This window comes from Pseudomonas sp. FW305-20 (assembly GCF_058788075.1).
Genome location: NZ_JBYTAJ010000001.1, coordinates 165068 through 176260, shown reverse-complemented (window position 1 = coordinate 176260; position 11193 = coordinate 165068). Strand labels below are relative to the sequence as shown.

At 61.5% G+C, this 11193-nt stretch carries 8 protein-coding genes and 2 riboswitches; of the genes, 4 read left to right on the top strand and 4 right to left on the bottom strand.

The features are described 5' to 3' along the window. The first annotated feature begins 35 nt into the window (after positions 1–35). A complete protein-coding gene (locus tag AC3WP4_RS00860) occupies positions 36–2342 on the top strand; it encodes a fatty acid cis/trans isomerase (protein ID WP_102614300.1) in 2307 nt (768 codons plus the stop codon). 98 nt (positions 2343–2440) lie between these two features. Next, complete coding sequence (nfuA, locus tag AC3WP4_RS00855) at positions 2441–3025, top strand: Fe-S biogenesis protein NfuA (RefSeq protein ID WP_046048486.1); 585 nt, start codon at positions 2441–2443, stop codon at positions 3023–3025. Positions 3026–3198: 173 nt separating this feature from the next. On the opposite strand, the gene cobM is transcribed toward nfuA, so the two are convergent. The 4 genes from cobM to AC3WP4_RS00835 all read right to left on the bottom strand — a co-directional run bounded on the left by cobM (position 3199) and on the right by AC3WP4_RS00835 (position 5359). After that, the gene (gene cobM, locus AC3WP4_RS00850; RefSeq protein ID WP_074877584.1) at positions 3199–3945 is read right to left on the bottom strand and encodes a precorrin-4 C(11)-methyltransferase; all 747 of its coding nucleotides are present in this window, start codon (positions 3943–3945) and stop codon (positions 3199–3201) included. Between the two features lie 81 nt (positions 3946–4026). Further along, positions 4027–4440, bottom strand: coding sequence for a cobalamin biosynthesis protein (locus AC3WP4_RS00845; RefSeq protein WP_102614302.1), 414 nt, complete (start codon positions 4438–4440; stop codon positions 4027–4029). Continuing rightward, positions 4437–5144: a CbtA family protein gene (locus tag AC3WP4_RS00840; protein WP_102614303.1), complete on the bottom strand. Its 708-nt coding sequence runs from the start codon at positions 5142–5144 to the stop codon at positions 4437–4439. The genes AC3WP4_RS00845 and AC3WP4_RS00840 overlap by 4 nt, the downstream gene beginning before the upstream one ends. 11 nt (positions 5145–5155) lie before the next feature. Then, entirely contained in the window at positions 5156–5359 is a 204-nt protein-coding gene (locus AC3WP4_RS00835) for a CbtB domain-containing protein (RefSeq protein ID WP_074877577.1), read from the bottom strand. Positions 5360–5481: 122 nt separating this feature from the next. After that, positions 5482–5710: riboswitch (cobalamin riboswitch) on the bottom strand. 217 nt (positions 5711–5927) lie between these two features. After that, positions 5928–6142: riboswitch (cobalamin riboswitch) on the top strand. Positions 6143–6243: 101 nt separating this feature from the next. Between AC3WP4_RS00835 and cobW the strand changes: the two genes are divergently transcribed. Together cobW and cobN are read left to right on the top strand one after the other, a co-directional pair. Beyond that, positions 6244–7317: a cobalamin biosynthesis protein CobW gene (gene cobW / locus AC3WP4_RS00830; RefSeq protein ID WP_074877575.1), complete on the top strand. Its 1074-nt coding sequence runs from the start codon at positions 6244–6246 to the stop codon at positions 7315–7317. Between the two features lie 3 nt (positions 7318–7320). Next, the gene (cobN, locus tag AC3WP4_RS00825; RefSeq protein ID WP_102614304.1) at positions 7321–11187 is read left to right on the top strand and encodes a cobaltochelatase subunit CobN; all 3867 of its coding nucleotides are present in this window, start codon (positions 7321–7323) and stop codon (positions 11185–11187) included. Positions 11188–11193 lie beyond the last annotated feature (6 nt).

Sequence of the window (11193 nt, the reverse complement as noted above, 5' to 3'; positions counted from 1 at the left end):
AATCGCGGCGTTTTTTCATGATCGGGACCAGGGATATGTCTTATCGCGTCATCAGCATGATTTTGCTGTTTTTAAGCTGGGGCGCTGCCGCGCAGGATCCGGCCATTTCCTCTGGCATTTCCCCTGCTATTTCCTATAGCCGCGACATACAACCGATCTTCACCGAAAAGTGTGTGGCCTGCCATGCCTGCAATGACGCCGCCTGTCAGCTCAATCTGGGCAGTGGCGAAGGGGTGGCCCGCGGTGCGACCAAGACCCTGGTCTACGACGGCGAACGCCGCCAGGCTGCTGCGCCGACCCGGCTGTTTTATGACGCCTTCGATAAGCGCGCCTGGCAGCAAAAGGGCTTCTATTCGGTGCTCGACGCTCAAGGCAGTCAGGCCGCGTTGATGGCGCGGATGCTTGAGTTGGGCCACAAGACCCCGTTGCAACCCAATGCCAAGTTGCCGGAGGACATCGTCCTTGGCCTGAACCGGGAAAACATGTGCGCCTTGCCGGCCGAGTTCGATAGCTATGCCAAATCACATCCCCAGGAAGGCATGCCACTGGCGGTCACCGGCCTGACCGATCAGCAGTACCAGACGCTGCAACGCTGGCTGGCCTCCGGCGCGCCGATTGACGAGCAAGGCCTGGTACCGAGCGCCAAGGAGGCGTTGCAGGTGGTTCTGTGGGAAAACCTGCTCAACGCCCCGGGGGCACGGCAAAGCCTGGTGGGGCGGTGGTTGTTCGAGCATTGGTTTCTCGCTCATCTCTATTTCAAGGACGGCGAGCCGGGGCATTTCTTTCAGTGGGTACGTTCGCGCACGCCGACCGGCCAGCCCATTGATTTGATCAACACCCGTCGTCCCAATGACGATCCGGGCACTCAGGTCTATTACCGTTTATGGCCGGTGCAAGGCGTGATTGTGCAGAAGACCCACATCACTTACCCGCTGAGCCCGGCGAAGATGGCGCGGATCAAAAGCCTCTTCTATAACGGCAACTGGCAAGTCGACGCCTTGCCGGGATACGGGCCGGAACGTCGGGCCAATCCGTTCACCACGTTCGAGGCGATCCCGGCCCAGGCGCGTTATCAATTCATGCTCGATAACGCCGAATACTTCGTCCGTACGTTTATTCGCGGGCCGGTGTGCCGCGGCCAGATCGCCACTGACGTGATTCGCGATAACTTCTGGGCACTGTTCCAGGCGCCTGAGCACGATCTCTACATCATTGATCCGAATTACCGCGGCCAGGCCACGCCTTTGTTGGCGATGCCGGGGCAGAACGACGATGTCGGCAGCATCCTGAGCCTGTGGCATGACTACCGCGACAAGCGTAACGAGTACGAGGTGCTGCGCCGTGACAGTTACGCCGATGCGCCAGCGCCGAGCTGGTCGACGTTATGGGCTGGCAACGATAACGCCTTGCTGACGATCTTCCGGCATTTCGACAGTGCCTCGGTGAACAAAGGCCTGATCGGTGACGTGCCGCAAACGATGTGGCTGTTCGACTTCCCGCTGCTGGAGCGCACGTATTATCAGTTGGCGGTCAACTTCGACGTGTTCGGCAACGTCTCCCATCAAGCCCAGACCCGCCTGTATTTCGACCTGATCCGCAACGGCGCCGAGCAGAACTTCCTGCGCCTGATGCCGGCCGATTCGCGCGACGACTACCTCGACGACTGGTACCAGAGCGGCGGCAAATTCAAGATGTGGCTGAATTACGAGGCCATCGATAACGACAAAAAGACAGCGCTGGTGCTGGACGAAAAGGACCCGAAACGCGATTTCGCCCAGCAATTGCTGGCCCGCTACGGCGACCTCAACGCCAGGCCGGACCCGATCAACCGTTGTACTGGCGCTTATTGCTCACGGCCGAACATCGACCCGGTCTTGCAGAGTGCCGAACAGGCGTTGAGTCGCCTGACTTCGCGTCCGGCGGCCGGGCTGAAGGTTATCGATCAACTGCCGGAAGCGACCCTGCTGCGCATCGAAACCGCGAGCGGCAAGCGTGAGGTCTACAGCCTGCTGCGCAACCGCGCGCACAGCAACGTTGCGTTCCTGATCGGTGAATCGCTGCGGTATCAGCCTGGGCTCGACACCGCGACTATTTACCCGGGCGTGCTCAGCAGCTATCCGAACTTCATATTCAACATCCCGGCCGAGCAAGTGCCTGAGTTCGTGGACGAGATGGAAAACGCCAAGGACGCCAATCGCTTCGAGAAAATCGTCGAGCGCTGGGGGATTCGCCGCAGCCATCCGCAATTCTGGTTCTACTTTCATGACCTGAACCGGTACGTCCACGAGACCGATCCGGTGGAAGAGGGCGTGCTGGACATGAACCGCTATCAGAATCTCTGAGGTGTCTGTGATGCAGTGTGCTTTCCCGACAAAAATACTAGGACTTTGTACGGCGCGTTGATTGGCGTAAACTGCGCCCAAGCCTGCGAGGAGTTTCCATGACCGCTATTACCATTACCGACGCCGCCCACGATTATCTGGCTGATCTGCTCTCCAAGCAGAACACCCCAGGCATCGGCATCCGCGTCTTTATCACCCAGCCTGGCACCCAATACGCCGAAACCTGCATTGCATATTGCAAGCCGGGCGAAGAAAAACCCGAGGACACGGCGCTGGGGCTCAAAAGCTTCACCGCTTACATCGACTCGTTCAGCGAAGCGTTCCTGGACGATGCGGTAGTCGATTACGCCACCGACCGTATGGGCGGCCAGCTCACCATCAAGGCGCCAAACGCCAAAGTACCGATGGTCAACGCTGACAGCCCGATCAACGAGCGTATCAACTATTACCTGCAAACCGAGATCAACCCGGGGCTGGCCAGCCACGGCGGTCAGGTCAGCCTGATCGATGTGGTCGAAGACGGCATTGCCGTGCTCAAGTTCGGCGGCGGTTGCCAGGGCTGTGGCCAGGCAGACGTCACCCTTCGCGAAGGCATCGAGCGCACCTTGCTCGAGCGCATTCCCGAGCTCAAGGGCGTTCGTGACGTCACCGACCACACGCAGAAAGAAAACGCCTACTACTAAGTAAGGTGTTCGCTGCAGACATAAAAAAACAGCGCTGTGGCGAGGGAGCTTGCTCCCGCTCGATTGCGAAGCAATCGCAAAGCAGCTAATGCATTTTCCCGTGATGAATGCGTTGGCTGATGTTGGGACCGCTCTGCGGTCCAGCGGGAGCAAGCTCCCTCGCCACAAGTACTTCAGGGTCTGTAGAGATGCGCGTGCCCCGCGCGATACAGCGACGATTCACTGAAGTGATCGCTACCCAAAACCCGACCCACCAGAATCAACGCCGTGCGCCGAAACCCCTTGGCTTCAACCTTCGCGGCAATGTCCGCCAACGTCCCCACCACCCAATCCTGATCCGGCCAGGTCGCCCGGTGAATCACCGCGATCGGGCAATCCGCGCCGTAATGCGGCAGCAATTCGGCCAGGATCTTCTCCAGATGATTGACCCCCAGATGAATCGCCATCGTCGCCCCGTGCTGCGCCAGGCTGCCAAGCTCTTCGCCAGCGGGCATCACGGTTTTGTCGGCATAACGGGTCAGGATCACGCTTTGCGATACGTCGGGTAACGTCAGTTCCGCACCCAACAGTGCCGCGCAGGCCGCCGTGGCCGTGACGCCGGGAATGATTTCAAACGGGATGTCGAGTTCGCGCAGGTAGCGGATCTGCTCGCCAATCGCACCATAAAGACTCGGATCGCCGGAGTGCACCCTGGCCACGTCCTGGCCCTTGGCGTGGGCGGATTTGATCAGCTCGATGATCTGTTCCAGGTGCAGTTCGGCGCTGTTGACCACCTGTTCGGCGCAATGGCCTTCCAGCACGGCGGCGGGCACCAGGGAGCCGGCATAGATGATCACCGGGCAGCTGCGAATCAGCCGTTGGCCTTTGACGGTGATCAGTTCCGGGTCGCCGGGACCTGCGCCAATGAAGTAGACGGTCATCGTCGGTTCCTGTGAAAAAAGGGGCTGGGCAAGGCTTCAGATGAAGATTGCTCATGATCGAGACGGGGATTATCGAAGATTTCAGGCAACGCCGGCCAATGCCAAGGTGGCCTGGGCAAATTTTTGTCGCGAAATCAGCAGTTTTGCTGGTGCCTGGGCCAGGTGTTCAGCCAGGGCCAGGGCGGCACTTTCCGCTACGCCGTAGCAGCCGGTGCGTTCGAACGCGATGTCGGAGCGGTGGCTGAGTTGCGGTTGATAGACAGCCAATTGTTCGCAGCTGAAATACTGCAACGGCAACGCAAGCTGTTCGGCCAATTCGATCAAGCCAGGTTCTTCGCGCTTCAGGTCGATGCTGGCCAGGGCCTTGATTTGGTGAAGTTCGATCTTATGAGCCTGCAAGGCCTGATCGAGCAGCGCCCGCAACGTGCTGACGGGGCAGCCGCGCTGGCAGCCCAGGCCGACCACTAAAGTCGGCGCTGTGCTGATATCACTCATGCGTGGTACTGACCATCGCTTTTGCGGCGGAACAACCAGGCACTGATCAGGCCCAGGGCCAGCCAGAATGTCACGTTGGTCAGCTGCGAAGCGATTTTGAACTGAGCTTCCAGGGCTTGTGGAGCCAGCATCGAGTGAACTTCCGGTTGTGGTGCGCCGATCACGTGAGGAACGGCCAGGATTGCCACGCCGAGCACTTTCATCAGCCAGTGACGGCTGAACACGATCAATGCAATGCCGACTGCTGTGGAGGCCGCCGTGCCGATCCACCAGACCTGTCGTTGCGCCAAATCAGCGGCGGCAGTGCCCGGCAGTTCGGGTGGCAGACCGAGGGTCGGTGCCAGTACGAACGTGGCATAACCGGCCAGGCCCCAAAGCAGGCCCTGGGAGGTTTTGGTCGGTGCGCGCAAGGTGTAGAGACCGGCCAGCATCAGGGCGAAACCGACTGCTATCACCAGGTTGCCGCCGGTGGTGGACAGCACGCGCTGCCAGCCGTCCGCCGGTTCCCAGGCCTCGGCATCGTGGGTGTGAGCGGCGACAGCACCTGCGGCGTGTTCGTGAACTTCAACCGCGGCGGGCTCGGATTTTTCGTAAGTCTCGGCCTGCAAAATCAACGGTGCCACCCAGAAGCTTTGCAGCAGGGTCAGCAACAGGGCGGCCAGCAGCCCGGTGAACCCTGCGGTTTGCGCAATACGCTTGATCATGTCAGCAGGTCTCAATGGCACGGAAATGCAGAGCTGTGGCGGGTATCGTGCGCGGCATTGTGCACCGCTTCGATGTGCGAGAAACCGGCGAAATACACAAGGCTGGCACCCAGGATCGACGCGCATACGGCGGCGGTCAGGCGTTGGGTCAGGGTATGGGTGGTGCTGGCGGTGCTCTTATCGGTGTTGCTGCCGGTGCTGCTGATGATCGACATGGCGCTTCCCTCTGGTCTGTCAGCGGGGTGATATAGAGCGCATGGAAGACCCCTGCGAGTCGGGCACGCAGAGGTTCAAACAGCGCCCGCCCACCGCGGGTTTGTTATTCAGTGATCGTAATGGTCACTTTGTGTTGCGGGCCGGTCTCCGGGCTCACGAGGGGCACTGGCTTTCGCCTTGACCTGCAAGCATCACCTTCCCATGCCGAACTGCTGGCACAGTGGATCTGACGCTTCGCTCGCTTACCGTTGCGGGGGCAGCACCGGACTGACATGGCTTTAGAGTAAAGCACATGATTCACCGGTTTCCCGTTTCACCCTGTGAAGGGCACCCGTAACAAGGCGTGTAGGAGAGCATGGGCGGGGGTTGGGCGTCAATTGGCAAGGGTTCTCGTTTGAGTTGATCGTTCCCACGCTCTGCGTGGGAATGCAGCCCGGGACGCTCCGCGTCCCTTTCACAGCCGAACGCGGAGCGTCCGTTGAGGCATTCCCACGCAGAGCGTGGGAACGATCATCAAAGGGGGCACCACAGAATTCAGGTCAACATTGACCCGCCCCCACACGATGCGTAGCCTTGCGCTTTCGAGGTTCTTCGGTGTCTGCCGAAGCTAAGAAGGGAACGCGGTCGATGCCGCGGCTGCCCCCGCAACTGTGAACGGTGCTGTTCGCTGCCACGCCACTGCAAACCCTGTGCAACGGGTTCGCGGGAAGGCGCAGCGAATGCCAGGCCCACAAGCCCAGCACACCGTCAGCCAGGAGACCTGCCTCGAAACAGATTCTCACTACAACCGGGCGGGGTGATCCGGTGGCGGAACTCTTGCGCGCGTGCATCCGCCGCTGCGATTGTCGTCCCGTATGCCCGCCACCTTGCCAAAGGGCATCCGATGAAAACACTGGCCAAACTCCCCGTCACCATCGTTACCGGCTTCCTCGGCTCGGGCAAAACCACGTTGCTGCGGCACATGCTCGACAACGCTCAGGGCCGTCGCATTGCGGTGATCGTCAACGAGTTCGGCGAGCTGGGTATCGACGGCGAAATCCTCAAGCAGTGCTCCATCGGTTGCACTGAAGAAGAAGCCAACGGCCGCGTCTACGAACTGGCCAACGGCTGCCTGTGCTGCACCGTTCAGGAAGAATTCTTCCCGGTGATGCGCGAATTGGTCGCCCGTCGCGGCGACCTCGACCACATCCTCATCGAAACCTCGGGCCTGGCCCTGCCAAAACCGCTGGTGCAAGCCTTCCAGTGGCCGGAAATCCGCAGCGCCTGCACCGTTGACGCGGTCATCACTGTGGTCGACAGCCCTGCGGTCGCCGCCGGCACCTTCGCGGCGTTCCCGGACCAGGTCGATGCCCAGCGCAAACTCGACCCGAACCTGGATCACGAATCGCCGCTGCACGAACTGTTCGCCGACCAACTGGCCAGCGCCGACCTGGTGATCCTCAACAAGGCCGACCTGATCAGCGCCGCAGACCTGGCCCGCGTACGCCTGGAAGTCGCTGAAGAACTGCCGCCAGCGGTGAAAGTCATCGAAGCCAGCAGCGGTCGCGTGCCACTGGACGTGCTGATCGGCCTCGGCGCCGGTTCCGAAGAACACATCGACAGCCGTCACAGCCATCACGATCACCACCATGAAGATGAAGACGGCCATCACGATGAGCATGACCACGACGCATTCGACTCCATCTCCATCGAACTGCCGCAAGCCGACGAAAGCCTGCTGCTGGACGCGTTGACTCAACTGGTGGTCCAGCACGGCATTTTGCGCGTCAAAGGTTTCGCGGCGATTCCGAACAAGCCGATGCGCCTGCTGATCCAGGGCGTGGGCACGCGTTTCGACAAGCATTTCGACCGTCAGTGGGGCGCCGACGAAGCGCGTACCACGCGTCTGGTATTGATCGGCCAGAAGCTGGACGCCACTTTGCTTGAAGCGCAATTGCGCGCTGCGCTCAGCGTTTAAGCCATGCACCTGCTCAGGACCCAGCCCGGCGGTTTCGTGTCGGATGACAACATTGCCGACCTTGGACAAACCCCCGCCGAGCTGGTGATCCTGTGCAGCGGCGACTCCAGCCTGGCGCTGCTCGCCGAAGCCGCGCAGCAGTTGCCCGACGATTACCCCAGCGTGCGCCTGGCCAACCCGATGCAGGTGCAGAATCACGCCTCGGTCGACTTGTATGTCGACGAAGTGCTGCGCCACGCCAAGGTGATTCTGATCTCGCTGCACGGCGGCATCGCCTATTGGCGTTACGGCGTCGAGCGTCTGGTGCAACTGTCGGAGCGCGGTGTACAGCTGATTCTGGTGCCCGGCGATGACCGCCCGGACCCGGAACTCAGCGACCTGAGCACGGTGGACGCGCAAGACCGCGACCGACTCTGGCAGTTTCTGCGTCAGGGCGGCATGGGTAATGCCCTGGATTTTTTCCGTTGCCTTGCCAATCGCTGGCTGGATCGCGACTACGCCTGGGCCGAGCCGCAAACCCTGCCGCGCACAGCGATTTACCACCCTCACAAAAGCCCCGCTGAACTGAAGGATTGGCAAGCCGACTGGCAGGCCGGTCAACCGGTGGCGGCGGTGCTGTTTTACCGCTCGCATTTGCAGGCGGCGAACACCGGTTTCATCGATATTTTCTGCCAGCGTTTGCAGGCGGCGGGGTTGAACCCGTTGCCAATTGCTGTGGCCAGTTTGAAGGAACCCGGCTGCCTGACGGTGGTCGAGGACTGGCTGGATGAAGTCGAGGCCGGCGTCATTCTCAACACCACCGGTTTCGCCCAGTCCAGCCCCGAAGCGCCGCATTTGCGACCGTTTCGCCGCAACATCCCGGTGATCCAGGCGATCTGCGCCCAGGACAACGAGCCCGGCTGGCGCGCCAGCGAACAAGGCCTCGGGCCGCGCGATCTGGCGATGCACATCGCGCTGCCGGAACTGGATGGGCGGATCATCAGCCGACCGATCAGCTTCAAGGACCTGGCCTGGCGCAGCGAGCGTAGTCAATCCGATGTGGTCTGCTATCGACCTGCACCTGCGCGCATGGATTTTGTCGCTGAGCTGGCGCGACGCTGGATTGATCTGGCGCGAGTGCCCAACGCTGAAAAACGCATCGCCCTGATCCTCGCCAACTACCCGACCCGCGACGGGCGCATCGGCAATGGTGTCGGCCTCGACACTCCGGCCGCGGCGCTGAACATCCTGCGTGCGCTGCATGAAGAAGGTTATCCGCTGCCGGCCGAGTTGCCTGATAGCGGCACCGCGTTGATCCAGCAATTACTCGGCGGCGTCAGCAATGACCTCGACACCCTCGACCAGCGCCCGTGCATGCAAAGCCTCGCGCTGGACGACTACAACCTGATGTTCGACGCCTTGCCCGAATCCAATCGCCAAGCGGTGCTGGAACGTTGGGGCTTGCCGCAAAGCGACCCGATGTTCCGTGGCGGGCGAATGATGATCGCTGGGCTGCGCTTTGGCCTGACCTTCGTCGGGATTCAACCGGCGCGGGGGTATCAGGTCGATCCGAGCGCGGTGTATCACGACCCGGACCTGGTGCCGCCACACGGTTACCTCGCGTTCTATTTCTGGTTGCGCAACACCTACGGCGCCCACGGGGTGATCCACGTCGGCAAGCACGGCAACCTCGAATGGTTGCCGGGCAAAGGCGTCGGGCTGTCGGAGCATTGCTGGCCGGATGCGCTGCTCGGTCCGCTGCCCAACATCTATCCATTTATCGTCAACGACCCGGGCGAGGGCGCCCAAGCCAAGCGCCGTACGCAAGCGGTGATCATCGACCACCTGATGCCGCCGCTGACCCGCGCCGAAACGTACGGCCCGTTGCGCAACCTCGAACTACTCGCCGACGAGTATTACGAAGCGCAAATGCTCGATCCGCGCCGTGCCCGGGAATTGCAGCGCGACATCCTGCAACTGGTGCGCGAGACGCACATCGACCGCGAACTGCAACTGGACGAAAAGCTCGACAGTGATGCCGATGCAGCGATCTGGTTGCCGCGTCTGGATACCTATTTGTGCGACTTGAAAGAGTCACAGATCCGCGACGGTCTGCATGTGTTTGGCGAGTCGCCGACCGGGCGCTTGCGCATCGACACCTTACTGGCGTTGTTGCGCATTCCGCGAGGCGATGGGCGCGGTGCACAATCGAGTCTGCTGCGAGCCCTGGCCAAAGCGTTCACGCTGGGCTTCGATCCGCTGGATTGCGCGCTCGCCGAACCTTGGACCGGGCCACGTCCGACTGAACTGCAAACCCTCACCGATGAAGTCTGGCGCACAGCCGGTGATACCCGCGAACGTCTGGAACTGTTCGCCGCTCATCTGATCTCCCAAACGGTGAACCAACCTCAAGCCAAACCCGACCCCTGTGGGAGCGAGCCTGCTCGCGATATCGGTGTGACAGCTAACATTGATATGACTGACCCACCGCTATCGCGAGCAGGCCCGCTCCCACAGGAGGTAGGTTGGTCTGACGTGAGCGCGATCATCGACAACCTGCGCGAAGTCGTCGCGCCACGGCTGGACGCCTGCGGTCCGGCGGAAATGCGCGGTCTGCTCGACGCCCTCAGCGGCCGCTTCGTGCCGGCCGGCCCCAGCGGTGCGCCGAGTCGCGGACGGCTCGACGTGCTGCCGACCGGGCGCAACTTCTATTCGGTGGACGTGCGTAACCTGCCGACCACCACCGCATGGCGTATCGGTTTCCAGTCGGCCAACCTGATTCTTGAGCGACACCTGCAAGACCACGGCGATCACCTGCGCCAGCTCGGCCTGTCGGTGTGGGGCACCGCGACCATGCGCACCGGCGGCGACGACATCGCCCAGGCCATGGCGCTGATGGGTGTGCGCCCGGTCTGGGCCACCGGCAGTCAACGGGTCGACGACTTCGAGATTCTGCCGCTGAGTCTGCTGGACCGTCCGCGCGTGGACGTGACCTTGCGCGTCTCCGGATTTTTCCGCGATGCCTTTGCCAATCTGATCCGCCTGTTCGACGCCGCCGTGCAAGCGGTCGCCGCCCTCGATGAGCCGGACGACCTCAACCCCCTGGCCGCCAAAGTGCGTGCCGAGCGCGAAGCGTTAATGCAATCGGGGCTGGATGAAGAGGCAGCCAAGCGTCAGGCCGGTTGGCGCATCTTTGGTGCCAAACCCGGTGCTTACGGCGCGGGCGTGCAGGGCGCCATCGATGGTCGTCTGTGGCAAAGCCGCGACGACCTGGCCGAGGTATATCTGAACTGGGGCGGCTACGCTTACGGCGGTTCTGACGAAGGCACCGCGGCGCGAGCGCAGTTCGCTCAGCGCTTGAGCCAGGTTCAGGCTGTGCTGCAAAACCAGGACAACCGCGAACACGACTTGCTCGATTCCAACGACTACTACCAGTTCCAGGGCGGCATGCTCGCGGCGGTGGAAAGCCTCAGCGGTGAAGCGGCGGCCAGTTACCATGGCGATCACAGTCAGCCGGACCTGCCGAAGATCCGCACCTTGAAGGAAGAGCTGAACCGGGTAATTCGCTCACGGGCGGCCAATCCGAAGTGGATAGACGGCGTGAAGCGCCACGGCTATAAAGGCGCGTTTGAACTGGCAGCGACGGTCGATAACCTGTTTGCCTTCGACGCTACCACGCAGCTGATCGACGATCACCAGTACGCGTTGCTGGCGGATGCGTATTTGCTGGACCCCGCGACCCGGGATTTTGTTCGTGAGCATAATCCGCATGCGTTGCGTGACATGACCGAGCGGATGCTGGAGGCGCAGCAGCGGGGGATGTGGAAGGAGCCGGGTGACTACCGCGAGGCTCTGGAGAATTTGTTGCTGGACATCGAAGAAGACAGTTAGCCGGAT

Excerpts from the sequence above, each read along its gene's own strand:
- AC3WP4_RS00860 (WP_102614300.1), top strand. The coding sequence starts at position 36 with ATGTCTTATCGCGTCATCAGCATGATTTTGCTGTTTTTAAGCTGGGGC.
- nfuA (WP_046048486.1), top strand. The coding sequence starts at position 2,441 with ATGACCGCTATTACCATTACCGACGCCGCCCACGATTATCTGGCTGAT.
- cobM (WP_074877584.1), bottom strand. The coding sequence starts at position 3,945 with ATGACCGTCTACTTCATTGGCGCAGGTCCCGGCGACCCGGAACTGATC.
- AC3WP4_RS00845 (WP_102614302.1), bottom strand. The coding sequence starts at position 4,440 with ATGAGTGATATCAGCACAGCGCCGACTTTAGTGGTCGGCCTGGGCTGC.
- AC3WP4_RS00840 (WP_102614303.1), bottom strand. The coding sequence starts at position 5,144 with ATGATCAAGCGTATTGCGCAAACCGCAGGGTTCACCGGGCTGCTGGCC.
- AC3WP4_RS00835 (WP_074877577.1), bottom strand. The coding sequence starts at position 5,359 with ATGTCGATCATCAGCAGCACCGGCAGCAACACCGATAAGAGCACCGCC.
- cobW (WP_074877575.1), top strand. The coding sequence starts at position 6,244 with ATGAAAACACTGGCCAAACTCCCCGTCACCATCGTTACCGGCTTCCTC.
- cobN (WP_102614304.1), top strand. The coding sequence starts at position 7,321 with ATGCACCTGCTCAGGACCCAGCCCGGCGGTTTCGTGTCGGATGACAAC.